Origin of the sequence: Oceanobacillus sojae (assembly GCF_900162665.1) — a bacterium.
Classification (GTDB): domain Bacteria; phylum Bacillota; class Bacilli; order Bacillales; family Amphibacillaceae; genus Oceanobacillus; species Oceanobacillus sojae_A.
This window is the reverse complement of the sequence record NZ_LT727813.1, coordinates 1,044,603-1,071,349: the sequence shown is the minus strand read 5'-3', so window position 1 is coordinate 1,071,349 and position 26,747 is coordinate 1,044,603. Positions and strand designations below refer to the sequence as shown.

The 26,747-nt window shown below is 38.7% G+C and carries 30 protein-coding genes and 1 riboswitch; of the genes, 22 read left to right on the top strand and 8 right to left on the bottom strand.

Going from position 1 to position 26,747, the window contains the following annotated elements; genetic code table 11:
• Positions 1–37: 37 nt before the first annotated feature.
• Both BN1068_RS22690 and BN1068_RS22685 read right to left on the bottom strand, forming a co-directional pair.
• Positions 38–1,333: a Na+/H+ antiporter NhaC family protein gene (locus BN1068_RS22690; protein ID WP_077605050.1), complete on the bottom strand. Its 1,296-nt coding sequence runs from the start codon at positions 1,331–1,333 to the stop codon at positions 38–40.
• Between the two features lie 47 nt (positions 1,334–1,380).
• Positions 1,381–2,145 carry an SDR family NAD(P)-dependent oxidoreductase gene (locus BN1068_RS22685; RefSeq protein ID WP_077605049.1) on the bottom strand — a complete coding sequence of 255 codons (765 nt, stop codon included), beginning with the start codon at positions 2,143–2,145 and terminating at the stop codon, positions 1,381–1,383.
• An 88-nt stretch (positions 2,146–2,233) separates the two neighbouring features.
• A riboswitch (SAM riboswitch) is annotated at positions 2,234–2,335 on the bottom strand.
• Positions 2,336–2,577: 242 nt separating this feature from the next.
• On the opposite strand from BN1068_RS22685, the gene BN1068_RS22680 reads away from it, so the two are divergent.
• From BN1068_RS22680 to BN1068_RS22670, 3 genes are all read left to right on the top strand, one after another.
• Positions 2,578–2,931, top strand: a complete 354-nt coding sequence (locus BN1068_RS22680; protein WP_077605048.1) for a lmo0954 family membrane protein — start codon at positions 2,578–2,580, stop codon at positions 2,929–2,931.
• 25 nt (positions 2,932–2,956) lie between these two features.
• Positions 2,957–3,592, top strand: coding sequence for a PspA/IM30 family protein (locus tag BN1068_RS22675; RefSeq protein WP_077605047.1), 636 nt, complete (start codon positions 2,957–2,959; stop codon positions 3,590–3,592).
• 195 nt (positions 3,593–3,787) lie between these two features.
• The gene (locus BN1068_RS22670) at positions 3,788–4,720 is read left to right on the top strand and encodes an Rpn family recombination-promoting nuclease/putative transposase (RefSeq protein WP_254846861.1); all 933 of its coding nucleotides are present in this window, start codon (positions 3,788–3,790) and stop codon (positions 4,718–4,720) included.
• A 171-nt stretch (positions 4,721–4,891) separates the two neighbouring features.
• Here BN1068_RS22670 and BN1068_RS22665 read toward each other — a convergent pair whose 3' ends face one another.
• On the bottom strand, positions 4,892–5,176 hold the full coding sequence (locus BN1068_RS22665) for a hypothetical protein (protein WP_077605046.1): 285 nt from the start codon (positions 5,174–5,176) through the stop codon (positions 4,892–4,894).
• Between the two features lie 84 nt (positions 5,177–5,260).
• Here BN1068_RS22665 and BN1068_RS22660 point away from each other — a divergent pair, with 84 nt between their 5' ends.
• The 5 genes from BN1068_RS22660 (at position 5,261) to BN1068_RS22640 (ending at position 9,435) form a co-directional block, all read left to right on the top strand.
• Entirely contained in the window at positions 5,261–5,497 is a 237-nt protein-coding gene (locus BN1068_RS22660; RefSeq protein WP_084788519.1) for a carboxymuconolactone decarboxylase family protein, read from the top strand.
• 122 nt (positions 5,498–5,619) lie between these two features.
• Positions 5,620–6,426: a VOC family protein gene (locus BN1068_RS22655; RefSeq protein WP_077605045.1), complete on the top strand. Its 807-nt coding sequence runs from the start codon at positions 5,620–5,622 to the stop codon at positions 6,424–6,426.
• Between the two features lie 513 nt (positions 6,427–6,939).
• On the top strand, positions 6,940–7,716 hold the full coding sequence (locus tag BN1068_RS22650) for an ABC transporter permease subunit (RefSeq protein ID WP_217697345.1): 777 nt from the start codon (positions 6,940–6,942) through the stop codon (positions 7,714–7,716).
• A 27-nt stretch (positions 7,717–7,743) separates the two neighbouring features.
• A complete protein-coding gene (locus tag BN1068_RS22645; protein WP_077605044.1) occupies positions 7,744–8,439 on the top strand; it encodes an ABC transporter ATP-binding protein in 696 nt (231 codons plus the stop codon).
• Between the two features lie 3 nt (positions 8,440–8,442).
• Entirely contained in the window at positions 8,443–9,435 is a 993-nt protein-coding gene (locus BN1068_RS22640; RefSeq protein ID WP_077605043.1) for an aliphatic sulfonate ABC transporter substrate-binding protein, read from the top strand.
• A gap of 186 nt (positions 9,436–9,621) precedes the next feature.
• Here BN1068_RS22640 and BN1068_RS22635 read toward each other — a convergent pair whose 3' ends face one another.
• Positions 9,622–10,497 carry a LysR family transcriptional regulator gene (locus BN1068_RS22635; RefSeq protein ID WP_077605042.1) on the bottom strand — a complete coding sequence of 292 codons (876 nt, stop codon included), beginning with the start codon at positions 10,495–10,497 and terminating at the stop codon, positions 9,622–9,624.
• Between the two features lie 129 nt (positions 10,498–10,626).
• Between BN1068_RS22635 and BN1068_RS22630 the strand changes: the two genes are divergently transcribed.
• The 3 genes from BN1068_RS22630 (at position 10,627) to BN1068_RS22620 (ending at position 13,020) form a co-directional block, all read left to right on the top strand.
• The gene (locus tag BN1068_RS22630) at positions 10,627–11,325 is read left to right on the top strand and encodes an L-2-amino-thiazoline-4-carboxylic acid hydrolase (RefSeq protein ID WP_077605041.1); all 699 of its coding nucleotides are present in this window, start codon (positions 10,627–10,629) and stop codon (positions 11,323–11,325) included.
• 231 nt (positions 11,326–11,556) lie between these two features.
• Positions 11,557–11,832 carry a class II aldolase/adducin family protein gene (locus BN1068_RS22625; RefSeq protein ID WP_254846860.1) on the top strand — a complete coding sequence of 92 codons (276 nt, stop codon included), beginning with the start codon at positions 11,557–11,559 and terminating at the stop codon, positions 11,830–11,832.
• 381 nt (positions 11,833–12,213) lie between these two features.
• Positions 12,214–13,020, top strand: a complete 807-nt coding sequence (locus BN1068_RS22620; RefSeq protein WP_077605039.1) for a hypothetical protein — start codon at positions 12,214–12,216, stop codon at positions 13,018–13,020.
• Positions 13,021–13,239: 219 nt separating this feature from the next.
• Here the strand turns inward: BN1068_RS22620 and BN1068_RS22615 are convergent, their stop codons facing one another.
• Positions 13,240–13,509, bottom strand: coding sequence for a YesK family protein (locus tag BN1068_RS22615; RefSeq protein WP_077605038.1), 270 nt, complete (start codon positions 13,507–13,509; stop codon positions 13,240–13,242).
• A 231-nt stretch (positions 13,510–13,740) separates the two neighbouring features.
• Between BN1068_RS22615 and BN1068_RS22610 the strand changes: the two genes are divergently transcribed.
• From BN1068_RS22610 to BN1068_RS22590, 5 genes are all read left to right on the top strand, one after another.
• Positions 13,741–14,988 (top strand): CYP152 family fatty-acid peroxygenase CypC, encoded by a 1,248-nt coding sequence (locus BN1068_RS22610; RefSeq protein WP_077605037.1) that lies wholly within the window; start codon positions 13,741–13,743, stop codon positions 14,986–14,988.
• A 245-nt stretch (positions 14,989–15,233) separates the two neighbouring features.
• The gene (locus tag BN1068_RS24465) at positions 15,234–15,662 is read left to right on the top strand and encodes a CotD family spore coat protein (RefSeq protein WP_439822988.1); all 429 of its coding nucleotides are present in this window, start codon (positions 15,234–15,236) and stop codon (positions 15,660–15,662) included.
• A 232-nt stretch (positions 15,663–15,894) separates the two neighbouring features.
• Positions 15,895–17,301, top strand: a complete 1,407-nt coding sequence (gene gndA, locus BN1068_RS22600; RefSeq protein ID WP_077605208.1) for an NADP-dependent phosphogluconate dehydrogenase — start codon at positions 15,895–15,897, stop codon at positions 17,299–17,301.
• A gap of 124 nt (positions 17,302–17,425) precedes the next feature.
• Positions 17,426–18,121: a hypothetical protein gene (locus tag BN1068_RS22595; RefSeq protein WP_077605036.1), complete on the top strand. Its 696-nt coding sequence runs from the start codon at positions 17,426–17,428 to the stop codon at positions 18,119–18,121.
• Positions 18,122–18,310: 189 nt separating this feature from the next.
• Positions 18,311–19,486: a GNAT family N-acetyltransferase gene (locus tag BN1068_RS22590; protein WP_077605035.1), complete on the top strand. Its 1,176-nt coding sequence runs from the start codon at positions 18,311–18,313 to the stop codon at positions 19,484–19,486.
• Positions 19,487–19,561: 75 nt separating this feature from the next.
• Here BN1068_RS22590 and BN1068_RS22585 read toward each other — a convergent pair whose 3' ends face one another.
• Positions 19,562–20,419, bottom strand: coding sequence for a YihY/virulence factor BrkB family protein (locus tag BN1068_RS22585; protein WP_077605034.1), 858 nt, complete (start codon positions 20,417–20,419; stop codon positions 19,562–19,564).
• A gap of 401 nt (positions 20,420–20,820) precedes the next feature.
• Between BN1068_RS22585 and BN1068_RS22580 the strand changes: the two genes are divergently transcribed.
• The 3 genes from BN1068_RS22580 to BN1068_RS22570 are packed head-to-tail and all read left to right on the top strand — an operon-like array spanning position 20,821 to position 21,939.
• Positions 20,821–21,267 (top strand): DUF948 domain-containing protein, encoded by a 447-nt coding sequence (locus BN1068_RS22580; RefSeq protein WP_077605033.1) that lies wholly within the window; start codon positions 20,821–20,823, stop codon positions 21,265–21,267.
• The gene (locus tag BN1068_RS22575; RefSeq protein ID WP_077605032.1) at positions 21,264–21,716 is read left to right on the top strand and encodes a DUF948 domain-containing protein; all 453 of its coding nucleotides are present in this window, start codon (positions 21,264–21,266) and stop codon (positions 21,714–21,716) included. Before BN1068_RS22580 ends, BN1068_RS22575 begins: the two co-directional genes overlap by 4 nt.
• Positions 21,706–21,939, top strand: a complete 234-nt coding sequence (locus tag BN1068_RS22570) for a hypothetical protein (protein ID WP_077605031.1) — start codon at positions 21,706–21,708, stop codon at positions 21,937–21,939. The genes BN1068_RS22575 and BN1068_RS22570 overlap by 11 nt, the downstream gene beginning before the upstream one ends.
• Positions 21,940–21,988: 49 nt before the next feature.
• On the opposite strand, the gene BN1068_RS22565 is transcribed toward BN1068_RS22570, so the two are convergent.
• The gene (locus tag BN1068_RS22565; RefSeq protein WP_077605030.1) at positions 21,989–22,420 is read right to left on the bottom strand and encodes a DUF948 domain-containing protein; all 432 of its coding nucleotides are present in this window, start codon (positions 22,418–22,420) and stop codon (positions 21,989–21,991) included.
• A 273-nt stretch (positions 22,421–22,693) separates the two neighbouring features.
• On the opposite strand from BN1068_RS22565, the gene cwlD reads away from it, so the two are divergent.
• Both cwlD and BN1068_RS22555 read left to right on the top strand, forming a co-directional pair.
• Positions 22,694–23,422 (top strand): N-acetylmuramoyl-L-alanine amidase CwlD, encoded by a 729-nt coding sequence (gene cwlD, locus BN1068_RS22560; RefSeq protein ID WP_077605029.1) that lies wholly within the window; start codon positions 22,694–22,696, stop codon positions 23,420–23,422.
• A gap of 527 nt (positions 23,423–23,949) precedes the next feature.
• On the top strand, positions 23,950–25,008 hold the full coding sequence (locus BN1068_RS22555; RefSeq protein ID WP_077605028.1) for an Mrp/NBP35 family ATP-binding protein: 1,059 nt from the start codon (positions 23,950–23,952) through the stop codon (positions 25,006–25,008).
• A 98-nt stretch (positions 25,009–25,106) separates the two neighbouring features.
• Here BN1068_RS22555 and gerD read toward each other — a convergent pair whose 3' ends face one another.
• Positions 25,107–25,721 (bottom strand): spore germination lipoprotein GerD, encoded by a 615-nt coding sequence (gerD, locus tag BN1068_RS22550; RefSeq protein ID WP_077605027.1) that lies wholly within the window; start codon positions 25,719–25,721, stop codon positions 25,107–25,109.
• A 268-nt stretch (positions 25,722–25,989) separates the two neighbouring features.
• Between gerD and BN1068_RS22545 the strand changes: the two genes are divergently transcribed.
• Complete coding sequence (locus BN1068_RS22545) at positions 25,990–26,643, top strand: KinB-signaling pathway activation protein (protein WP_077605026.1); 654 nt, start codon at positions 25,990–25,992, stop codon at positions 26,641–26,643.
• Positions 26,644–26,747 lie beyond the last annotated feature (104 nt).

The following is a 26,747-nucleotide window of genomic DNA, read 5'->3' as shown; positions in this document are numbered from 1 at the left end:
TCTTTATTTTAACATGTAATTTCTTGTTTTATTAGTATTAGCTTTTTTTAAATTTGGGAAATCCAATTAAAATAGCAATTATACCACAAATCCCCAGTGTCATTGGATAAATGGCATATGGCATGATACTGACTGGTGAAATAGCCGCAAGACTGGCAGCTGCTAGCATTTGCCCGCCATAAGGAACAAGACCCTGCCAGCAGCCTGAAAAGATATCCAGCAGACTGGCTGATTTTCGCGGATCAACGTTATATTCATCGGCAATATTTTTTGCCAATGGTCCCGTCATAATAATGGAAATGGTATTGTTTGCTGTTGCAATATCCGCCGTACTTACTAGCCCGGCAATACCGAATTCTGCTCCTTTTTTTGTTTTAATCCTGCTGGTTACAGCATTGAGCAGCCACTGAATACCGCCATTATGCTGAATAATACCAATCATACCGCCAATAAAGATAGCTACTAATGCTATATCTTCCATGTTTAAAACACCTTGAGAAACGGCTTGAATCAGTCCTGTTCCAGTAAAAGAACCATTGAGCAGTCCGATAATACCAGCCAGAATAATTCCTCCGAAAAGAACAATAAGGACATGGATTCCTATAATAGCGCAGACCAAAACGACAAGATAAGGCAACACCTGGATGAATTCATAAGGATATTCTCCAAGCGTTTCGACGGAGTTTCCATGTGTAAGAAACCAAAGAATAATAGCTGTCACCATTGCACCTGGTAAAACGATAAAAAAGTTTGTCTTAAATTTATCGCTCATTTTTGTATGCTGTGTGCGCACGGCAGCAATAGTTGTATCTGAAATCATAGACAGGTTGTCCCCGAACATGGCACCACTTATGACTGTTCCCATCGCTAATGCGATGGGAATTCCTGTCTGCTCAGCAATACCGATGCCGATAGGGGCAAGTGCAGCCACCGTTCCCATGGACGTCCCCATGGAAAGAGAGATAAAACAGCCGACAATAAACAGGCCGACCATCAAATAATTACTTGGAATGAATGACAGCCCCATATTAACTGTGGATTCAACTGCTCCCATTTCTGAAGCGGTTTGAGCAAATGCTCCTGCCAAAATAAAGATAACAACCATTAACATAATATTGGGATGTCCTGCACCCTTGGTGAATATTTCGAGTTTAGCGGTTAGCTTTTCTTTTCGATTCATTGCCAACGCAACAGCGGACGCGATAATGATGGCAACGTTAATTGGCATATTGGAAAAGTCCCCTGTAATTGTGCCCGTGCCAATAAATAAAAGCACAAAAATAAGTAGAGGCAATAACGCTGCTAAGCTTCCTTTATTTTCTTGATTTGTCATTGTAAAATCCTCCTGATCATTTCTTTATATACAATAATGAAAAATAATTAGTTCATCGTCATCCCGCCGGTAACATTCATGCCTTGGCCTGTCATGTAGTCCGAGTAAGCAGACGCCAGGAAGATAACAACATTCGCAATATCCTGCGGCACAGCTGTTCTTCCTAAAGGAACCTGGGAATTATCCTCGAGTTCAATAGCCTCTGCATTAACTTTTCGAAGCTCTCCGCCAATTACTCTTTCTGACCGTTTCATATCTGTTTCAACAATGCCTGGACAGACGGCATTCACATTAATTTTATCCTTTGCCAATTCCAGAGCAGCAACCTTTGTCATACCAAGTACAGCATGCTTTGAAGCAACATAGCTTCCCATCAGCTGGTAGCCGTTCTTGCCGGCCTGTGAAGAAATATTGATAATCTTTCCGCCTTCTCCCTGCTGTTTAAGGACATTAGCAGCTGCCTGCATACAAAGATAGACTCCTTTTGCATTGACATCCATTGTTTTATCCCAATCACTTTCCTTTATATCCACAAAATAATCCATTGTAGAGATCCCGGCATTATTTACTAAGATATCTAATCTGCCAAAATGATTTTTTACATGCTTTACCATTTTGTCTACCTGGTCACTCTTTGATACATCTGTGGAAACATATAAAGTATTAGCTGCTGTATTTGCAGGCACTTCTGTTTTGTCAGCTACAGCAACCTTTGCTCCGCAATCCAGAAGTGCTTTCACAATTGCCTTGCCAATTCCGTTGGCTCCACCAGTTACAATTGCCACCTTGCCTGTTAAATCCATTGTATACATCACGAACATCCCTTTCCTGATAAAAGCAAAACAAAAACCTCTTCTTAAATCAAAAGAAGAGGTAAAAATGAAATAAATTATTTTTCTCTTCCTATCTCTAAGCTTTCATGCTACTGGAATTGGCACAGTACTAATATAGTCCGCTGCCGAGGCTTCAAAGGGCCAGTCCCTCCACCTCTCTAGATAAGAAATTATATATTTATAGAATATGAATTTTGTAATCAATAGTAATAAGATACAAGAAATAAATTTGAAAGTCAATATTTGTTTCTGAATTCCCTCTCATATTTTGTTCTTTTTGAATAGCCCTTTTAACAATGGTTTAGATGCAAATAGACCTTAAGACTTAGACAAAGATATTTCTCAAGCTCATTACGGGAAAAAGCCAGAACCGGTAAGATAAAGGTAAGATAACGAAAGGGGAAAAACAAAATGAAAAAATTCATGTTGTTTATCGGAGGACTTATTGCGGTGCTTGTCCTTCTAGCAAATTTAGGACCAATGATATTACTGGCGTTAAGCGTATGGCTGCTATATGTTTGCTTTAAAAAATTTATCAGCACAGATTCCACTGCTGCAAAAGCAGGCTGGGTGATACTCGGCTTAGTCGTTTTAAGCATCACATTCTCAAACATTTATGCCGTTTTAGGTGTTGCAGCAGCTTATGCACTTTACCTAATTTATAAAAATTGGAACAAACCGGAAAGCTCTGTTGTCCACGAAATAAAGGAAGAGGATGATCCATTTACAAATTTTGAAAAACAGTGGGCAGAGTTAAATAAATAATAAAATAAAAAAGGAGAGATTGATAATGACAACAAATATTTTCACACGAATAAAGGATTCGATTTCAACGGATTTACACACCATGATGGATAAAAAAGAGCAAAAAAATCCAATTGCGGCGCTTAATCATTATTTACGCCAAAGTGAACAGGAAAAAGAGAAAGTAAGAAAGCTGATTGACCGTCAATATAAATTAAAAGAAGAATTTGCACGGGAGTATATAAAAGCACAGGAGCTTGCAGATAAACGCTTAAATCAAGCTCAAATCGCAGATCGTGCTCAGGAAGAAGAAATGCATGAATTTGCTTTAAAAGAGCATGAAGAGTATCAAAACCGTGCAGATCGTATGAAAGCATCCAGAGAAGTAGCTATCACCGAGCTTGAAAACCTGGAGCAGAAATACGAAGAAATGAAGCATCGCTTAAAAGATATGCACCTGCGCCGTATGGAACTGATGGGGCGTGAAAATATTGCCAAAGCAAATCATCAAATTAACAGGGTAGTGGAAGAGTCACCAGAAAAACCATTTTCCAAGTTTGCAGAAATGGAGCAGTATATTGAAAACCTGGAGTACAAAGTAAACAGCTCATACTACCGAAGTACGTTTGACAGCAAAATTGCAGCAATCGAAAAGAAATTAGATGAACAGGAAGTAAACTAGAATTTGTGAATAAAAGCAAATAAGCATCAAAGCGCTCTTAACAGACTTAATTAAACAACTCCTTCCATTACAAATTGTAGTGGGAGGAGTTGTACTTTTTTAAAGATATATAAGTCAGTCAGAAAAAATTAATAGTGGATTTTCTATAAAAATATTGGTAATATTAAAATAATTATACAGAAAGGAAGTGTTCTATTGTTTATAACACCAGTAATTCTAGAAGAAGAAGCAGACTACATGAAGCATGATCGGCTGACGAAAAAGCTGATACAAGAATTTTTTGAAGAATTCATCGAAGCGTTTTTCCCCAATCTTCACCCTCACATTGATTTCTCCAAGGTTATTTTCCTCGAACAAGAATTGTATTTGGACTACATCAATGGCCGCAAGAAAGAAATTGACGTTCTCGCGGAAGTAAAGTTAAACCACCAGGACAAAATCCTGCATATCCACACTGAAGCCCAATCGACCCGTGAAGCGGATTTCCCCGAAAGAATGTTTCTTTACTTCAGCTATCTTTACGCCAAACACCGCAAACCGATTCAACCCATCGCTGTTTTGAGTTATAATAGGAAAAAAGATGAACCAACCCAATTCAAAATCGATTCACCCACCCAAGAAGTACTTCAATTTAACTTTTTACAATTACACCTGAAAAAGAAAAACTGGAGAGAAAATATTCAATCAGATAACCCGGCCGTAGCCGCATTACTCAGTCAGATGGGCTATGAAGAGCACGAACGAGTTCAGGTGAAGATAGAATTTCTAAGAATGATTACCCGAATGAAAATTAACCCGGCCAAAATGGAATTCCTGTATGGATTTTTTGAGACCTATTTGAAACTAAATAAAGAGGAGGAAGCGCAAATGATGGAGGAAATTGAAAACTTACCGGAAGAGGAGAAAGAAATGGTACTTCATCTTCCGAATTCATATTTTGAGAAGGGATTGGAAGAAGGAAAACAAGAAGGGAAGCAGGAAGGGATAGCAGAAGGCAGGAAAGAAGGTATACAAAAACGGAATCAGGAAGTAGCATTGAAATTGATTGCAAAAGGAATGCCAATCAATGAGATAGCAGAAATCACAGAGCTGAGCAAAGAGGAAATTAAAAATCTTGCTGATAAATAGACAGATATAGCTGAACTAAAAAGTGAGCGACGCTTAATTAAGAAGTAATGCTCACTTTTTCTTTGCTTTTCTTTATCTGGAAAAGTTAAATCGGCTAATTTCTTCAAAAGCTTTTATCAGATCATCATAAGAGTGTTCGAAGTCACTATCCATCCATTTCATCAGAATATTCTACATTCCGCCTGCATTAAAGGCTAAAGCAAATTCCATATATTCTTCATTCATGGAGTAGGAAAATTTGTCTTTAGTCAGTCTGTGGATAGATGGTAAATGCTTATTAAATGTTTTTAACAGCAGGCTGTCTAAATCATTTTTTCGGGTCAGGCGAATAAAGTCTATATGCTCTAGCCAAAATGCGATGAAAATTTTGGCTACTTTCCCCATGTCCATATTTTCCCCGGCTTCCAGCCTTCGCAGATATTCCTGTGCCAGCTGATTGAGGTATCGTTCGAGCACAGCTCCTTTGGAATCAAAATGACGATAGAAGGTTTTTCGTGGAGACAGGCGGATTTACAAATATCTATAAAAAGGAGAATGGATATGGCGAAACTGGTTAACAAAGGCATTGTGAAAGCGGCGGGAATGATGAAAATGGATAATCGAATCAATTATTTTAAAGTGGACCCAGCTGCACTGGAAACGATTATGGAAGCTGAGAAATATGTACGGAAAACCTCTATTGACAGGAAGCTGAAAGAACTAATTAAAATCAGGGTTTCACAAATTAATACATGGAACAGGCTGTCCATTGCAATGGGGAATCATGCTGAGGTATAGATATAGGGAGAGGAATACAGTATATAGTAAGTATATGATGAAGAATCTCAATTCCACTTAAATGATATTTCAATTTATCAGCTGTTTCGTATAAAATGGAATGTAAAAGAGGAGGAAGACAAATGCATTTTCAGTTTGACCACCTTGTTCATTTTGTTGATAGTCCGGAAGAAACCAGAGATGAGTTGAAGAAGCTGGGCCTCCATGCTGTTGATGGCGGAAAGCATGATAATGGCGGAACCTATAACGCACTCTGTTATTTTGATTTAAGCTATATCGAGCTGATTGGAGTGTTTGATCAGCATTTAGCTGATCAGCCTGCTGAAAAATACAGCCTGGGGTATACATTTCAAAAAGATAATTACGTGTCAGGTTTATCGCGAATTGCATTAAGATCCCGCAACCTTGAGAAGGAAGCAAAACGATTAAAATCACTTGGTCTGGAGGTGATTGGTCCCGTTCCATTGGGAAGAAAAAGACCAGACGGCAGTATGATAAGCTGGAAGCTGTTATTTGCCGGGAACCCGGAAGAAAAGCTGGCATTGCCTTTCTTTATTGAATGGGAAGAACCAGACGAAGAACGCAGGCAAGGCTTAAAAGAGCAAGGAACGATTGCCGCTCATAAAAGGGGAGCTCTTTCGTTGGCATCTGTCGGATTTGCCGTAAAGGATGCGAAATCTGTACTAGAAAAATGGGCAGCTTATTTGAATTTGGAGCAGGGGGAGTCCTTTACCGATGAAGCTTTATGTGCAACAGGGCATCGTTTGAAACTGGAGGGTGGAGATATTATATTTTATGAGCCCGCTGGAGATGGGATTGTTTCTGATACATTGAAGCAAAGAGGAGAGAAACCTTTTATCGTCAATTTTTCAGGAGGAAGCACTCAAGAAGAATTTGAAGTCAAGAATGCTTTGTACCGGTTTATTTAAATTGCTGCTCAGCTGACTTAATCTGCTATACAAATTAGTGAACTTAAGAAAGTATAACCCCTAGGCAGGGGTTATTTTTTTTGGAAAGGCTAGTGTGAGGAGTTGATTTCTAATTTAATTATATAAACAAAAAATTTTTTAATTCGTCTTAAATCAAGTATATCTTACTGTCTTTTATCTGCTGAAAAAGATCTGTTACATAAAATTTTAACGTTTTCTTACCTGAAATATGGTACAGTAATATAAATGCTGTTTCTAAGGAAAATTAATGTTTACAATTCCTAGAGGTAAAGTTATAATTGAGTCGTTATTCATTACATAAACAGATTTTATAGTTTCTAAAGTCTACATACATAGAAAGGATGTACTCTAATTTTTCAGGATTTTAACTGGATTTGAAAAATCTGTTTCCATTTTTTTATGAGTAAAAATGAAACAGGGGGCAGCGAAGAATAGATATGGGATGGGGAAGCTTGTTGAAGAAAATAGGATACATATAAGGGGGCACGATCAGTGAAAAAGAATCAATGGTATAATAACCAGATATTTCCTTGGTTATTACCGATTGTTATTGTGATTTTATGGCAGGTGCTTGGCCAGCTTAATCTTATTAAATCCACTATGCTGCCGACGCCGTTTGAAGTTGTTGAAGCGGGAATCCGCTTATTTCAAACAGGAGAGCTTCAGGAGAATGTGTACATTAGTACAAAGCGTGCTGTAATCGGTTTTGCAATCGGCGGTGCAATAGGTTTTCTGCTCGGTTTGTTTAATGGGACGGTTCTATTTTTTGAAAAATTGACGGATACATCTATTCAAATGATACGGACTATTCCGCATTTGGCACTTATTCCGCTAGTAATTTTATGGTTTGGTATTGGAGAGGGTGCTAAAATATTTCTTGTTGCCGTCGGGGTCATGTTTCCCATCTATATCAATACGTTTAGCGGTATTAAAAATGTAGATCGTAAATTAATAGAGATGGGAAAAGTATATGGTTTGTCGAAGTGGCAATTGTTCACCAACATCATTTTGCCTGGTGCGATGCCAAATATTCTAGTCGGGATTCGCTATGCACTCGGAGTAACATGGATTTCTTTAATTGTGGCGGAAACCATTGGTGCTCAAGGAGGAATAGGATATATGGCGACAACAGCCCGTGAATTTATGCAGATGGATGTTGTGGTGCTGACGATTGTGCTTTATGCGATTCTAGGAAAACTATCCGACTTTATTGCGAAACTCTGTGAACAGCGCTTGCTGAAATGGAACCCGGCTTACCGGAAGAATTAACTGACAGGGACAGTTTGGAGGGGTTAGATGTTTGGTATTGAGTTACAAAGTGTGGGGAAAAGTTTTGGTAACAACGTGGTTCTGCGAGACATTAATTTATCCATATCCAAAGGGAGCTTCACAGCAATAGTCGGAAAAAGCGGCTGCGGGAAGAGTACGCTGTTAAGAGTGATTGCCGGATTGGAAAATGTGACAAGCGGTTCCTTAGCTTATACGGATGGAGAGGCAAAGAAGTCAAATATACGTATTATGTTCCAGGATGACCGTCTTCTCCCCTGGAAAAGCATTTTAAAGAATGTCGCTATTGGCGGCGTGGGCATGAAAGAAGCGGAAGAAGCATTAGAAAAAGTAGGATTAGACGGTAAAAAAGATGCCTGGCCGGATGAATTATCCGGCGGACAGAAGCAGCGTGTAGCCCTTGCGAGAGCGTTAGCCAGTAAACCCGATGTTTTATTATTTGATGAACCCTTGGGAGCACTGGATGCGTTAACACGAATGGAGATGCAGCATTTAATTGAAGAACTGTGGCAGGAACAAAAATTCACTTCTATTTTGGTGACACATGATGTGTCCGAGGCAGTCCACTTAGCGGATCGTGTTATTGTACTGAATGAGGGCGGTATTCAAATGGATAAGCAGATAGATCTGCCGAGACAGCGGGAACGGGATGAAAAGTTTACAAGCTATGAAAAAAATATACTGGATAAAATCATAGGGGGATAAAGAATGAAGAAATTACTCTTTGCACTTATTCTATTTAGTTTAGCAGCTGTAACGGCAGCTTGTGGCAATGATTCGGCTTCAGATGCGGCTGAAGATGGAGAGACGATTCGGTTAGGTTATCAAAAAGGGAATACAATGAATCTGTTAAAAGCGCGCGGAACCTTAGATGAAGCACTAAATGAAGCCGGATACAATGTGGAATGGAGAGAATTTTCGATGGGCGCACCGCTTATCGAAGCATTGAATACAAATAATATTGATTTTGGTCATTCATCTGATGTACATAGTGTTCTCATGCAATCCGGCGGGCATCATGTTAATTATGTGGCCTCCGAGTCACCTTACCCAGAAGGCGTTGCATTATTGGCGAGGGAAGGCTCTGACATAGAAACATTAGAGGATTTAAAAGGGAAGGTAGTCGGCGTAACTAATGGCGGGAATCAGCACTACCTTTTATTAGAATCCTTAAAGCAGGCTGGTATCGGCTGGGATGAAGTAGATATGAAGTTTTATAAGGACGCATCAGAAGGTTTAATTGCATTTTCAAACGATGAATTTGATGTTTTTGGAATCTGGGATCCATTCTATGCGATCGTAGAGGATCAAAATGAAACACATATGATTCTTGACGGAACAGACTTAATAGAAAATCGTACTTTCTATTTAGCGAGAGATAATTTTGCCGAGGAACAGCCGGAAGCGCTCACCATCATTTTAGAGGAACTAGAAAATATGGACGGGTGGGCAAATGAAGAAAAAAGAGAAGCAGCTGAAATATTAGCGGACGAGTTAGGGTTAGAGCCTGAACCGCTGGAGGTTGCGAATAAGCGCCGTCATTTTGGTGTTCAAAAGATGACAGAAGAGGTTATTGCGAATCAGCAGCAGCTGGCAGATACATTCTATGAAGCCGGATTGATTGATAATGAAATCAGCGTGCAGGAAGCAGTAGATGCGCATGGTTTAGATGAATCTGTCTTTCCGGATAATATTGAATAGTTTGGAGAAATGAAAAAGAGGCTGTCAGGGCCTCTTTTTCGATACTTGAAGAATAATATAATTATTTATCCAGAAGTGAGCGCAAATAGAGATGCTGGTTCAAAAATACTGGTGGAGCAGGACTTAAGCTGAGTTTTAAGATAAAAGACAATAACATCAGCTGTTTACTTTGCAGCATGCACCGTTTTACAGATAGGATGCAAATGATTTACATATTTCTACAAATTTTATTGCTGCCGGAGAGGGGGAGGTATTTCGTTTATAGGCCACCCCGACTGTCCGTGCATAGTGCTCTGAAAAATTCTTTTGAACAAGATCTGCCGGTGCATGGCGGAGAATGGATTTTGGAACAATCGAAATGCCTAAGTTTTCATTTACCATAGTCAAAATCACTTGATCGACCGATAATTCATATACCACATTCGGATTGATTTTGTGCTCCGATAAGATACGCAGCACATCCCGATCAATATTCTGCTTCGGCATAATCCAGCGTTCATTCTTTAATTGATGAAGTGTCAGATTCTCTTCATCAGCCAGAGGATGATTTTTTGCCATAATGCATAAAAGCTCATCATCAAAAATGAAATCGAATACGAAATTCTCGGGAGCAGGTTTCGCAATAAATCCAATATCTATCACACCGTGCTGAAGCCAATTTTCAATTTGGTCATAATCTCCCTCCATCAGACGGATAGTGACATCCGGATACTGTTGTTCAAAATAGGATAATACCTTTGGGAGCAATACTAAAGAAATGCTCGGAAGGACGCCGACTGTTATTGTTCCGCTGATCAGGTTTTTTAAATTGGCTACGGTATTTTCAAGCTTCTGTTGTTCCTGCAGAATTTTCGAGATATGCTTGTAGACGATTTTTCCATTGCTTGTTAAAATAATATTATTTCTATTCCGGATGATTAAAGGGATATCCAGTTCTGCTTCTAAATTATTCATCGCATGCGTTATCGATGATTGGGTCAGGTTCAGCTTCAGACCGGTTTCTGTAAAGCTCCCCGTTTCAATTAACGTATGAAAAGCGAGATATTGCGATAATGTAGGCATAATACACCTCTTATTATTAGTTTTTTTCATAGTTACAGATAAAAATATTCATTAGATTTATAGTTTGTTTTATTTTATAATAGAACGAATACCAAGTAAATGAATATGAATTTAGGGGGGATTGATAGGATGAGTGAAGAAAAGCTAATGATGAAAGCTTTGTCGATGGATATTATTACAGCGAAAATGTTTACTGAACTTCATCTCTCAATAACCGAAGCATATGGGGAAGAAGAAGGACGGAAGCTTGTAAAGCAAGGGCTGGAAGCTTTCGGATTGAAAGATGCAGAAACAATGGCAAAGAAAGCAACAGCAGAAGGACAAAACCATTCCTTTTATGAATATTTACCACAGGTTGTTGAGGTAGAAGAAAAATATGCAGACCTGACAACTTTTGCACGTTTCTCAAAAATGTTTGCCCAAATTTCTAAACAGGTAGTTGATAAATATGAGGAGGAGGGCGAAGATGTTATTAGACGTGCTGTAGAGCGTTACGGCAGAAAACGCGGAGAGGGTATTGCCCAGCGTGCCCGTTCGAATGGTCTAGAAAATAACTCTGATAATTATCTGAAAAACTATGATATGGCCCGCAGTGAATTATTTGAAGTAGATACGGTGTATAAAGAGAATGAGGTGGAACAAACCTTTACGTACTGTCCGTTTGGTCAGCAATGGGCAGATGATGATATGGGGAAATACGGTATTTTGTATTGTCAGGTTATCGACCCTTCTGTAGCGAAAGGCTATAATAAGAATTTTGAAGTTGTGCATGATCAATATGTATTGCGGGAAGGCCAATGTCACTTCCAATTTCAAATGAAGAAGTAAGTTAGGAATAAATGAAGAGAGGCTGAAGTAAAGACTCATCTCAAATGAAAAATAGTGGTTTTCCAACGGTGGAGAATCACTATTTTTTGTAATTGATCTCTAGAAAAAAGCTGATCTCTCTGCTTCTGCTATGTAGTCAACTTTATATTGATGGAGCGCCCGCCATAGATGTGACGGGCTTTTTTTCATGTTTCCCTCTTTTACATCCAACTGATTATGTTACCTCACGATGTGAAATGTGCTGATTATGCATCCTTTGGAACCTGGGATCTTGCAGAGAACGCTTATGAAGCAATGCAAAATAGATATGCCTGTTTTCTGGCAAATCATGGTCTGTTAACAGGCTCTATAGACCTGCCGAATGCTTTTTCCATTGCAGAGGAGATTGAGCGTTGTGCGGAAACTTATTATCGTGCAAAATCAATTGGAGAGCCTGTGCTGTTAAGTGATGAAGAGATGGAATTTATGCTGGAAAAATTCCAGACTTACGGGCAGAAGAAGGCTTAAATTATAAAAAAAGTAATAATCCCTCTCATGCCCTGTATAAATAGGTAGTGGGAGGGATTATTATTATACTTTATTTCTATAGAACGGATGGAAGTGAGGCGCGTTATTGAAAACAGGAATTAATCACATAGTAATATAGGAGGTCATTTCATTACTTTTTTCAGGACCTTAGACATATTATTTCAGAATTCAAAACTTATGAACTGTTTTTTGTCATATGCCCTCTTTTCTTGCCATTTCTCCTGTTTTTGGGTTTGAAAATTTTGAATTTATGCTAAGGTAATCTTATATACTGTAATAACAATCATGGTACAGGAATGAAACCTTTTCCACCATGATTCGTTTGAAATAGTATAAATCAAAAAAGCATGAGGTGATAGGATGGAGAAAGATGATAAGAAGCAGGAAGAAAATGTGGAAGAGAAAAACTCACAGCCGGCACCTAATGAAGAAAAGGTGAATGAGGAAACCGGGCAGACAGAAATTCCGGATCAAGATGCTCCTGACCAGGCCGAAACAAACAATATACAGACGGACCAGAGTCAGCAGGGAGAAGCGCAAACCAGCGCGACTGCAGCAGAACAGCCTAAAAAAGAAAAGTCTTCCCAATTTGATTTTCAGGAAAGCTTTAACGAAACGAAAGAGATTGCATTAGGTGCGATATTAAGGCCGAGCGCTCTTATTCATTCCAGCCGAGCAATCAAAGTAAAAACAAGTGTCATTATCTTCGCTTTATTAGCTATACTTGTCAGTGTTTGCCATTATTTATTTTATAAATACGGATTTGATGGATTGCTCTCTTATTTAAGTGACATTAGTTTCACATTTTTCTTAAAAACGTTTGTATCCTGGATTCTTACATTTGCTATCGGATATTTCTCACTCTATATTTTACTTAAGCATTTTGGAAACCGGACGATGGAGCATAAAGATTTACTGACAAAATATGCAATTGTCAATATTCCATATGTTCTTGTGTTTTGTTTAGTAACATTGTTTATTGGTTTAGTACTTGTGGATTTATTTGTTGTGACATACGTGTTCTCATTATTACTATTTGGATTTATCCATGTTTATTTATTTATAGCACTGATGGAAAAATCCCGGTTTGATATTTTTTGGACGCTGGCAGTGTATCAGCTGGTGCTTATTGTAGCATCCTATTACTTAGTTGGTGTGGAGTTATAAGACTTTTAATAAATTATTAACAAAAACCAGAGCAGTCTCCGGATTGCTTTGGTTTTTGTTTGTCTATTCATATTGCCTTGGGATGACAACAGCGTTGCACGCTTTTTCATAAAATTCAATTGACTCGGCCTCTCCGATTACTGCATAATCATAACCCGATTATTTAAGGACTGCCTTCTCTTGTACAATAAGGAGACAGCCTTTTTTTGATTTAGATAATTATTTGTTTTTTGGATGTGTACGTGTCCAGGAAATAATCACCATCAGTATAAGAACAACGGTAGAGCTGATAAAAGCAGCCAGGCTTATATCTCCTATAAGAGATTCCTCTCTTCCCTCAAAGAAATAACTGAGAAATATACAAATCAAACTGAGTGAGCTGACTACCATTGGCGGTACAATTCGCTTCTCTTTTAAAAATATACTTATTAGAAATAGAACAGCACCAATACCAATCATGATTGGTAAGTATCCTGTTAAAAATCCCATTCTTATCACTCCAGTAACTGACTAAATTTTAACCTTCTTTGTATATAGTTTCCCAAGTGTGAATGTAATTAATCTAATTTCTTTTGTTTTGTTTCATTTGCTCCTTAAATAAGGGAGTTATTTTCCGGGATTGGAGCCGGTTAAATTACAATCTGTTCTTTTTTTGTTTAAATTGGAAATAAAAAAGGAACGATAACATTAAGAGATGAAAATTATGGAGGGTGAATCAAAATGACAGAGACTCATATGCCAAAAGACAAAGGTTTGGACCATACGCTGAAGCTTTTAAATGAGGGTTATCGTTTTGTAAACAATCGTTCGGATAAATTTGAATCACGTGTATTTGAAACTAGACTTTTAGGTGAGAAAACTATTTGTATGGTAGGAGAGAAAGAGGCAGAGCTATTTTATGATAATAGCCGGTTCTCCCGAAAAGATGCTTCCCCCGGCAGGATTCAGAAGACACTGTTTGGAGAAGGCGGCGTTCAGGGGTTAGACGATGCAGAGCATCACCATCGAAAAGCTATGTTTATGTCTCTTATGACAAAGGAAGGTTTAAAAGAGATGTCTGCTATTATTCGGGAAGAATGGGAACGGGAAATAAAACAACATTCCAATACAGAAATACAAATTTATCAAGCGGCAAAACATGTATTAACGCAGGCTGCCTTACGCTGGACGGGCGTCCCTTATCAAGAAGCAGATGTACCGGAATGGGCGGATGAGCTAAGTGATATGTTTGAAGATGCCGGGACAGTCGGATGGAGCCATTGGCGGGCAAGAACATCCAGATCCAAGGCGGAGGAACGGGTAGCGGGTTTGTTAGAACGGGTGCGCAAAGAATCTGCAGAGGTCAGTAAGGATAGCCCGGTATATCATTTTGCAATGCACCGTGATTTAGAGGGGGAATTACTGGATGTTCAAATTGCTGCAGTCGAATTATTGAATTTATTGCGCCCAATTGCAGCGATTGCTGTGTATATTGATTTTGCCCTTTTGGCTGTTCACGACTATCCGGAAGAAGTGAAGAAATTGGAATCTGAGGATGACCTGCAGCATTTTATTCAGGAAGTAAGACGCTTCTATCCATTTTTCCCAGTTGCTCCTGCGCGGGTTAAAGAAGATTTCAACTGGAATGGATACACTTTTGAAGAAGGAACATTAACCTTATTGGATTTATACGGTACAAATCATGATCCGGATATTTGGGATACCCCCGACAGCTTTCAACCGGAACGATTTCAAGCATGGAAGGAATCGCCGTTCAATTTTATTCCGCAAGGCGGAGGGGAATTCGATATCGGTCATCGTTGCGCCGGGGAATGGATGACAATAGATGTATTAAAAACAACCCTTGATTTTTTCGTGAACAATCTTTCTTTCGAATTTACAGAACAGGATTTAAGCTATGAAATGAATGATATTCCGCCGATTCCGAACAGTGGAGTGATTATTAAAGAGGTGCAGTTGAAAAGATGATAAGAGTGAATAAAATCGGATTAAGGGCTCCTTGTTCAAAATAATATTCTAATGTAATTGTGCCTTTAATAAAGAAATTGTTTATAAAATCCCCTGATAACCGGCTTGTTGCCTGTCAGGGGATTTTTTCTGGATATGAATACAGGAGAAATTCCTGAAAAATAGGTCTTTATATCAAACCGAGTGTGATGAGTGTACATAGTCTATAGAGAAAGATTAAAGAAATGGAAAGGAGGTCCTTTACGGTGAGAGGTAGTAAACATCATCAAGGACAATTTAATCAAGGCTGGGGGAACCAACAGGTACAAGGAGCTTCTATGAATGGTATGAATGGAAATGGAAACTGCAATGGCAATGGAATGCCGCAGCAGATGCCTATGCAGCAAATGCCGCAACAACAAATGCAGCCAGAATTTTGTGCTCCACAAGTATCGCCTACACAACAAGGCCCGACACAAGTGTCTCCAACAAAGCAATACGTAAAAACAAACGTTTCTAATACTGAGGTAAAGCATATCCATCCTAGTCACACTACAAATGTTAACAAGCATATGACAACACACAAACACTATTTTCCACATACAGAATCTGTTGTAAATGATATTAAAGAACAGCATGTTATGTGCGGAAAACCGCATCATCCTTGCCCACCCCAAGGCCCTTGTGGATGCTGAAGAATTAGAATCTGAATAAAGAATCATCAATTCGCAGTCTGATGTGTGCTGCGGATTGATGATTTTTTTATGAATTTTGAGCAAGCTATTATAGCCTGATTAATGTAATAATTCGTCTGACTTGTCTCATTATTAAGAAAAGAAAACGTGAGGGTTGGTTTCTATAGAAGAAATCCGTTATAATAAGAAAAGATTCATTTTAAATTTTTTAGGCAGAGAGGAAAGAGTATATATGAAGCAGGAAATTGGTGTTATCGGTCTAGCCGTGATGGGAAAAAATATTGCATTAAATATAGAGAGCCGAGGCTTTGCAGTATCTGTTTTCAACCGTACCTATGAGAAAACAGAAGACTTTATGGCAAACGAAGCGAAAGGGAAAAACTTCTATGGCGCAAAAACAATTGAAGAGTTTGTTCAATCTCTTGAGAAGCCACGCAGAATTATGCTTATGGTGAAAGCTGGTCCTGCAACAGATGCAACTATCGCATCCCTGCAGCCATATTTAGAGGACGGCGATGTCTTAATTGATGGCGGGAACACCCTTTATGAAGATACAATGCGCCGTAATGAGGAATTAGATAAAACAGGTATTCATTTCATTGGAACTGGTGTATCCGGCGGGGAAGAAGGAGCTCTAAAAGGACCTTCTATGATGCCTGGAGGGCAGAAAGAAGCCTATGATCTGGTTGCACCAATCTTTGAAGCTATTTCTGCCAAAGTAGATGGTGAGCCATGTGTTACTTATATTGGACCAAACGGTGCAGGTCACTTTGTGAAAATGGTTCATAATGGTATTGAGTATGGAGATATGCAGTTAATTGCTGAAGCCTATGATCTGATGAAGAATGTTGCCGGCTTAGATGCAAAAGAACTGCATGAAGTATTTAAAGAATGGAATAAAGGTGAGCTGGACAGCTTCCTGATTGAAATCACTGCAGATATTTTCACGAAAGTCGATGATGAAACCGGCAAGCCGCTAGTTGAAGTGATTCTTGATAAAGCAGGCCAAAAAGGTACTGGAAAATGGACAAGCAAAAACGCATTAGACTTAGGTGTGCCGCTTCCATTAATTACAGAGTCCGTGTTTGCCCGCTTTATTTCTTCCTTAAAAGAAGAGCGTGTAAATGCAAGTAAAGTACTCTCCGGTCCTGCTAAAGCAGAAGTATCAGAGAGCAAGGAAGAGCTTATCGAAGCGATTCGACAGGCACTTTACATGAGTAAAATTGTTTCTTACGCACAAGGCTTTGCACAAATGCGTGCAGCATCTGAAGAAAACAATTGGGACTTAAAATACGGCGATATCGCAATGATTTGGCGCGGCGGATGTATTATTCGTGCGAACTTCCTGCAAAAAATCAAAGATGCTTACGATCGTGAAGCAGATTTATCAAACTTAATGCTGGATCCATATTTCAAAGAGATTGTGGAAGGCTATCAGGCCTCTCTTCGCAAGGTTGTATCCTTAGCAGTACAGCATGGTGTGGCAGTGCCAACATTCGCAAGTGCGATCGCTTATTATGACAGCTATCGTTCAGAAAATCTGCCGGCTAACTTAATTCAGGCACAGCGTGATTATTTTGGTGCCCATACGTATGAGCGTAAAGACAAAGATGGCATCTTCCATTCTCAATGGTTTTAATGGTAATGTAAGAAGCGTTTCTTGTTTTTGATAATTATAGAAAATCCCGGAGTCAAATAGCTTTGATTCCGGGATTCTTTATATAAGAAAAAGGATTTTAAAATATATATAGGGTGGGGTAAAGTTGAGAAAAAGATTAGGCTGCTTACATGCTCATTATTCAAATATTGGATATATAGAGAAGGCATTTTCTGCATATGATATTGAACTGATTCATTTTACTGATCCAGGATTATTGTATCGAGTTACTTCAGATGAAAAATTCCTGGAATCAGATGCTCAAAATAAAGTGAAGGAGCAAATGGAGTGGATTGCTCAATGTGATGTGGATGCTATTCTTATCACCTGTACAAACTATATTGCTGTTTTAAAGGAAGAGCAGATTTCTTCCGCTGTTCCAATTATTAAAATTGATGAGCCTTTCTTTGATTTTATCTGTAATATAGAGCAACCCCATAAAATTCTTTTTACAAACCCGGAAACGGTTAAAGGAACGATGGAACGTCTCAAACAGTATGCTGATTACCAACAAAAATCTTTAGATGTAGAAGTTATGATTATTGAAAATACTTTTGACTTAATCATGCAAGGACTGAAGGAAGCATACCATCAGAAAATTTTCAGATATTTAAATCAGACAGTGAAGGATGATAATAAAGTTATTTCTGTTGCTCAATTATCTATGGTTGATGCGGCTGAGCAAGTTGAGGATAGAACTTCGAAGGCGATTATTAACCCGCTGAATACGCTGGTATCTTTTATTGTTAATTATTTTGAATTAGAGAAGAAAGAGCAGGCGTTATTTAACTATAAGGGATAAAAAAGGTCTTTCTTAAGGATTCATGTACCTTCCTGGAAAAAAGTGATGTCCAGTGATATATTTGCATGAGGTAAGGAGTGAATATTTTGCCGATTATAGATAAACTAAATCTCAGGGGGGATAAATCGATGGACCTGTGCCGGCAGCAGAAGAAGTAAGTCAGCTTATCTGTAAATAAGGAGGACTGTTATGATTAAACAAATTCCAATCACAAATGATGAAATTTATGAGTTATCCGCTTTTGCCTTTCAATTTACACTTGCACCGGAAGAAATAGAAAAGAAAAAGGAAGCAAAAAAACATGAAACGGTTTGGGGCTGGCTAGAGGGAGAAAGCCTGGCTGCCAAGGTTCATCTTATTCCATTAAAAACACGTATTCATGGAAAAGTCATAAAAACGGGGGGCATTTCTTCGGTTGCCACATGGCCTGAATATCGGAGGAAGGGTGCTGTTCGTCAGCTGCTTATCCATGCTATTAGTGAAATGAAGAAAGAAGGCTATCTTGTTTCTTACTTGGCACCATTCAGTGTTCCATTCTACAGAAAATTCGGCTGGGAAATGACAATCAATGAAATGCAGTTTACAATTCCAATGGAGCGCGTACCAAAGTTTAAGGGTATAACTGGTTATGTACAACGTATGAAAACAGGGGAAGAATCCGTTTTAAAGGAAGTTTATCAGGAATACACGAAACAGTATACAGGAATGCTCGTCCGTGATGATCATTGGTGGGAGCATAAAATTTTCAACAAGAAAGAGCTGAATACAGTAATTGGTTATGATGCTAAGGGTAATGCGGACGGCTACATACGCTATAAAGTAAAAGATAGCAAGATGAATATTGATGAATGGGTTGCGATTACACCAGACAGCAAAAAAAGGCTGCTTCAGTTTATTTCCAATCATGATTCTATGGCAAAGGAAGTACATATGACGCTTCCAGACGATGATTTACTTCCGCTTTTTATGGAAGAGCCAAGAGCGAAGCAAGAGCAAAAACCATATTTTATGACGAGAATTGTAGACGTAGAGGCTTTTCTGAAGGTTTATCCATTTTTAAAGCAGGGAGACAGCGAAGAGGCTTACACCATTAAAGTGATAGATGAAATTTGTGAGGAAAATAGCGGTTTTTATCAGATTCATTTTCAAAATGGAATACACCACATAGAAAAAACAGAAAATCCGGCAGAACAGAATTTGACTGCATCGTTGACTATCCAACAATTAGCAATGCTTTTATTAGGGAAAATAACGCTGGAGCAGCTATATCAGCAAGCGTTTATTTCTGGTGACTTGGATAAGATACTAAAGCTGGATGCGTATTTACCTAAAAAACAGCATCCGTACCTGGCCGACTTTTTCTAGAGAGACGCAGAAATATTTCTGAAAATAAAAGCAAAGCCCTGACTTCATTATAACAAGACAGGGCTTTGTTTATTATTATTCCTTACCGGCTGCAGTTTCTTCTCTAGCTTCCGTGGAATCATCTATTTTCTTCTGATGATACATACTATTCAGCAATGCTCCGACCAAGAGGATAACACCTGTTAAGAAGAACCAGATCATCAGGATGATAATTCCTCCGAGACTTCCATAAGTAGCTGAATAGTTGCCAAAATTAGATACATAAATGGAAAAAGCAAATGAGCTTACTAACCATAGAATACTTGCGGTTAATGTACCGGGCAGAATATGCTTGAAAGGAAGACGCTTATTTGGAGCAAAACGATACAATCCAAGCAAAATAACGGTAACAATCACAATTACCATAATTAAACGTGATATTTGCAGAATCAGCCCTGTTCCCTCGCTGATCCCGACAAAGGAGATTAAGAAATTAACAATAACGTCACCAAAAACAAGCAGGGTGATAGAGGAAATTGCTGCTAAAAGTAATCCGATAGTCAACAGGACAGCTGTTCCACGGACCTTAATGAACGGTCTTGTCTCTTCCACTTCAAATGCCTGGTTGGATGCTTGAATAAATGCATTAATTCCATTTGACGCCGACCAGATGGTACCTAAAATCCCCACGGTTAACAATCCTCCACGGGGCGTTTCCACCAGATTGATAATATTTTCTTCAAAGGTTGACGCGAGCCCTTGCGGTAAAATGGATCCAATAAATCCAACAGCGTCATCCGGGCTTATGTTAAAATAGGGAATAATTGCAAAGCCAACGATAAGAAGCGGGAAGACGGCTAATAGAAAATAATAAGCAAGTGCAGCTGCAAGCAGTGTCGTATTATTCTCAGAAAAACGTTTCATAAAATCTTTGCCAAATTGTTTTATATCCATAGTCGCCTCCAATGATAAAATTTTATACCTTTTCCATTTTAGAGCTATTCCCTGTAAAATGGAATAAATATATTTATAAAGTTTAGGAAAAGATACGGTATATGAACTGTATACCCGAAAATGGAAGGATATAACCTTGGCAAACAGGAGATATGATGAAATGGTTGTTTGTACACCGAACTTGATTTCCTGATATCAGGACCTGGCTGCGTTTTTCTAATATTATAGAGAAGAAACGTTTTATTTATTTTCACAGGTGGTATAATATTGACTATAAAGGCTGTTCAAAAAGACCGGTTAAAAATGGATGTATAAAATAAATGAGGGTAAATGCCCGAGAAAAAAGCAAGTTTATTTTATCCTTTTGAACATGCAATGAAATAAGGAGGGGATTTTTACATATGCCTATTATTTCCGTAGGACTTTTACTTATTGCTATCGCGTTCGCTGTCGTTTGCTGTTATATAGCATTTACATTAAATCGGCTTTCCTATAATATTCGTTCGCTCGGCAGATCCGTTGTAAAAATGGAAGAGGAAATGAACCATATTACACCTGAAATTTCGACATCCTTACAAGAGGTGAATCATTTAATTGATGATACGCATGAGAAGCTGCAGGCGACAGACAGTGTCTTCGGATCTTTAGAGGATGTTGGTACTTCTGTTCAGAGCTTAAACGATGCTTATAAGGTGAAGCGGCAGGCATTGGATGATGCTAAACTCGAAGAAAAATTAAATCTGGCGATGAAAGGTATCACATGGAGCGAAGCAGCGATACAAATTTATAAGAGCTATCAGGCAAGTAAAATGAATAAAGTCAATCAGCAGAGGGAGGAAGTAAAATGACATTGATAGGGATTGGCGTCATTATTATTGGAGTCGCATGTATTATTTTAGCTATTTTTATTGGTCATTTATTAAATAACTTAGCAAGTGTGTTAAGCGGCGTTGACAAGACAGTTCAGCAATTACCGGAACAAATGGATGGTATTTTAAAAGAGACAACGAGTATCATTCATGAAAGTAATCAGGCTTTAGCAGATATAAATGATAAGATGGAGCAATTAAGCCCCTTATTTTATATTGTTGGCGATGTTGGAAATGCTACAAGAAAGCTTTCTTCTTCCTTAGTAGATGTAACCAATTCTGTGAAGACAAAAACAGAGGCTGGTCAGGAAGTTTCAGGTAAAAACAACTTAGGCGGCGTATATGGTGGAGTTGCCCTTGGTTATTATTGGTTAAAGAAAAAAAGAGATTTAAAACGCGAGAAGCGGGCATATACACATGAGCAGTAAAGCATATAAAGCCGGAATTGTTGCCACTACAGTTGTTGGAGCGGCGTTGGGCTGGACAGCAGGCACTTATGTGAAAAAAAAGCGGTCTTTAGAAGAAAATCCATCGTTATTCACCCGTCTCCGTGATTTCGAACAGCGTCTTTATCATGACGGCTTTCAAAAGTCAACAGAGCTTCAGGAGATACGGCAGGAAGTTGAAAATAGAATTGCAGAAGAGAAATAAGAAATCCGCCTGGAACCAAGATTCCAGGCGGATTTCTTATTTTATGACATTATTTCTTATTCAGCTTTACAAGGAAATAACCGATCGTTGCCAACCCGTAAATCCCTTGCAGATTTTTATTAGCTATTATCAAATCAGCTTCTTCTGTTTTTTCCTGTAATTGATTTGCTGTTTTAAGTACGGATGATGTCATATTATGTGTAGCTCGTCCAGCATCGCCAACTAAGTAGAATAAAGGAGATAATTCCTTAATTTGTTGATTGACCTGCTGCAATGTTTTGTTACCTGTTTTAAGGACATCCGCTATTTGCGAGGTAATTCCTTCTACCTGCTCCGGTAACTGATCCGTAGTTTTTTGAGCGCTGGCGATGAGCTTACCGGCTCCACCAAGCTTCAGGAATAGAAAACCGGCCACCGCCAGTAACCCAATTCCAATCAGAATAGCTCCGATACCTAATAAAATTAATATCCAATTAGCCATAATTATACCTCCGAATCATTATTCCTATATATACAATATCACATGAGGAACAGTTTAAAACATTTATTTTTATTTTAGCATACCAGAAAAGATAAGTCATAAACCTGGCAATAAGCCCATAAATTTTAAATAAAAGGAGTTTGCTGTTTAATTTTTATAGAGTTGTACATGCTGTATCAAACAGTATTGAAATAACGATATTCTTTAAAAGACTGTTTCCATTTCCAATTGCGGTAGGCACTACAAATTCATGCCAGAAAGGAACGAAGCGATATGTCAAAAAAGAAGAAGCTGGCTTTTTGGTTTCTCGGTTTATTCTTACTTATATTCTTATTACAGTATCCCACAAGGGAAGCAATTAATTCTTCTAATTCCGCCTGGTCATTGCCATTAAACGGAAAAGTTATTGTGATTGACCCTGGACACGGCGGTCCCGACGGAGGAGCCGTGGGTTCAGATGGCACCGTGGAAAAAGATATTGCACTGTCAGTTTCCAAAATGGTCCAATCCTATCTTATGCAGCACGGCGCGATTGTTTATTTAACTCGCGATGAGGATGTTGATTTGGCTGCTGAAGGGACAAGCGGTCTGGCTAACCGGAAGTCGGAGGATATACGGAACCGATTAGCATTTATTCATGAGAAAGAGCCGGAATTCTTTATTTCCATCCATTTAAATGCGTTGCCTTCCAGTCAGTGGCACGGTGCCCAGACCTTCTATTATCCAAAATATGAAGAGGGAGAGCATCTGGCGACGGTGATTCAGGATGAAATTATCCGTAATCTGGAAAATACGGATAGACAGCCGCTTGCTATTGATCACATGTATTTGTTAAAGCATGCAGAAGTACCCGGGGCATTAGTGGAAATCGGGTTTTTATCAAATGAGACAGAACGTGAGCAATTAAAGGATGAAGCGTATCAACGGCAAATGGCAGCCAGCATTTATGAAGGAATTTTGCGGTATGCTACGGAAGAAATACCTGTAGAAGAGAGTGAGTGAGACACCAGCTTTGTGTATTAAAACAACGGCATTTTTTAATAAGTCTACAAATAAAGAGGCTGATACGAAGCCTCTTTATTTGTTTAAGCTATACATTTTTCAAATATTGCCCAAAGTCTTCTGATTCACTCATCTAACATTCAGCCGGTTGAAGAGCAAACCGACTGAATGAAGTTTCGTTTTATCACAGCATGAGTGTCCGCAATTTCTCCAGAAGGAAAGGGAGAAGAAATGATAAGAAGAGTGGAGAAAAACGGCCCCTGCATCTCCTGATTCACTCATCTAACATTCAGCTGGTTGAAGAGCAAACCAACTGAATGAAGTTTCGTTTTATCACAGCATGAGTGTCCGTAATTTCTCCAGAAGGAAAGGGAGAAGAAATGATAAGAAGAGTGGAGAAAAACGGCCCCTACATCTCCTGATTCACTCATCTAACATTCAGCTGGTTGAAGAGCAAACCAACTGAATGAAGTTTCGTTTTATGTTATACTAGCTCATGGACAGATTCATATAAGGATGGTGAAGACATGTTAACACAAGAAGAGGTTATAGAGTTACTTAGCTCTGTAAATGATCCTTTTTTACATAGAAGCTTAGAGGAATTAGATGCTATTAAATCCGTTACGATTAAGGAAGAGAAAAAACATGTCAGTGTGAAAATTGGAATTTCCAAAATGAATACTGGCGAGCAAATGCAGTTGCAGCAAGAGGTTGTAGGTATTTTGAAGCGTAATGGTGCGAATACAGTAGGATTGCGATTTGAACAGCTTCCAGAAGAAACGGTAAAGAAATATCAATCTGAAGCGGAAAAAGCAAAAGAAGAAACGTTGATCAGTGGAGCTTCCAATACGCAATTTATTGCTGTAGCAAGCGGTAAAGGAGGAGTTGGTAAGTCAACTGTAACCGTTAACTTGGCGGTTTCCCTGATGCGTTTAGGTAAAAAAGTAGGAATTATCGATGCGGATATTTACGGCTTTAGTGTACCGGATATGATGGGCATAGAAGAAAGACCGGTTGTGCGCGGGGAAAAGATAATTCCTGTTGAGCGCTTTGGTGTCAAGGTGGTCTCTATGGGCTTTTTTGTGGAAGATAACTCACCAATTATCTGGCGTGGTCCAATGCTCGGCAAGATGTTAAACAGCTTCTTCACTGAAGTGGAGTGGGGAGAATTAGATTATCTACTGCTTGATTTACCACCTGGAACAGGGGATATTGCAATGGATGTCCATGAGCTCTTACCATCTTGTAAAGAGGTTATTGTTACTACGCCGCATCCGACAGCAGCTTTTGTAGCGGCACGTGCCGGACAAATGGCTTTGAAAACAGACCATGAAATTCTTGGTGTTGTGGAAAATATGGCGTACTTTGAAAGTAAGAAAACAGGTGAGAAGGAATATGTTTTCGGAAAAGGCGGCGGCAAAAAGCTTGCTGATGTGCTGAAAACAAAAGTTCTTGGCCAGTTGTCGCTCCGACAGCCGTATGAAGAAGAGGATGAATTTGCTCCATCTGTTTACCAGGAAGATCATCCTAATGGAAAAGAATATCATAAGATTGCCGCAAAAATTATTGCGAAATTAGAGGAATAAGATAGAAAAAGATAGGACACTTGTTTTGACAGCAGCGTCCTATCTTTTTCGTGTTCTACAGGGAAAAACATATGCAGGAAAGTTCATTCAAGTATCAGCTAACTGGATGAATCGTCACTATTTTCCTCGCTGTCAGATGAGTTTTGATTACTTTCCTCACTGCCGCCGGATGAATCTTTCTTGGCAGCTTCTTGTATAGCTTTATTTATCTTTTCCTGGAATAATGGAGATTGCATTGTTTCTTGTATAGTTTTTTCCAAATGAGCACGAAATGCCTGGCTTGTCAAAATAGAAAGCATCTGCTTATCAACCTCAGGATTTTTCAATATTTCAATCATTTGTTCCTGAAATTGACTGTCATGCATGAGATCCTTCATAAGATTTTTTTGCTCACCGGAGATGGATTTCGCATACGTTTGTATGAATTCAGGGTCTTGGAACATCTTCTTCCAATTCTCTTTACTTTCTTCAGACGATATAGCCTTTGTTACAGTTTCTTTTACTTCATCAGATTCTATAACTAAAAGCTCCTGTAATTCTTTATCAGCTAGTAAATCCTTTAATGCTTCTTTACCTTCCTCCGTTTGCAAAATATCAACGACCATCTTTTTTGTGGTTTCGTATTCTGCTTCATGAGACTCGTCATTGTTTGCACAAGCAGAGATGAAAAATATGGATAAAATCAGGATGATAATGGATAGGCGACGTTTCATAAATATTCCCCTTTCTTTATGGAATAAGAAAGTAAAAATCTTTTTTTTATGCATGTATTCTCTGGCCCGGCATATAGCTGTTTTAGTTTTCAGCCCCCGCGCAGCAATAAAGTACGGTACAAGTTTTTGATCATAAGACCCAGGATGAAAACATAATCTATATACCCTTAATATGTTTGATAATTTAACAAAATATACACAAGCAATGAAGAAAAATAGGACACTTCATGATAAAATACGAGTGGTTACTTCTTTAGGAGGTGAAAAATTGAACACAAGAATATTAGTTAATTTCTTTTGGAAAGCATTCTGGTTTGGAGGGCTTGCCGGACTGGTTGCAAGCTTTTTTATACGGCCGGAGGAATATCTTACATATATGTCTCCATTTGATGCGTTGGAGTTACTCGGGGTATTTCTATTCTTCTTGGCGCTTGGTCTTACATTTGCGGCAGTAAGTATGACTGGTTTTTTTGCATATTTATTTGTAAACCGGATGGGGCTGAATTTATTTAAAGGATATTGGTCAACAGTACAGATTGGTCTGGTGGTCTTTGTTTTATTTGATCTTATTTACTTCCCATATCGTGCTGCGGAGGGAGAGGCAGCAATATATTGGTTTATACTGATTGCTGCAGCGATGCTGGTGATCGGATGGGTTGTTGCAAAAGTGAAAGCAAAAGAAACCAATTCGACAGCTTTTGTTCCTGCACTTTTTTTCATGATTGTTTTTACAACGGTCGAATGGGTTCCCGGGTTAATGGTGGACAGTATAGATTATGCCTGGTTGATGGTTGTACCATTATTGGTGTGTAATACTTATCAGATCTTAACACTTCACCGGTTGCCCTTCGTGGAAAAAAAACCTGAAAAAGGGCAAACATCTGTATCAAAATCTAAAAAAAATTCAACTAAAAAAGCGTAAAGTAATTTCATATAAATAATTATATGGCCTTTTCCTTACCATGGAAGTGCTCTGCTGTATTGTGATTGCTTTCTTCTATTATGATAATTAAACAGGCAGCTCCT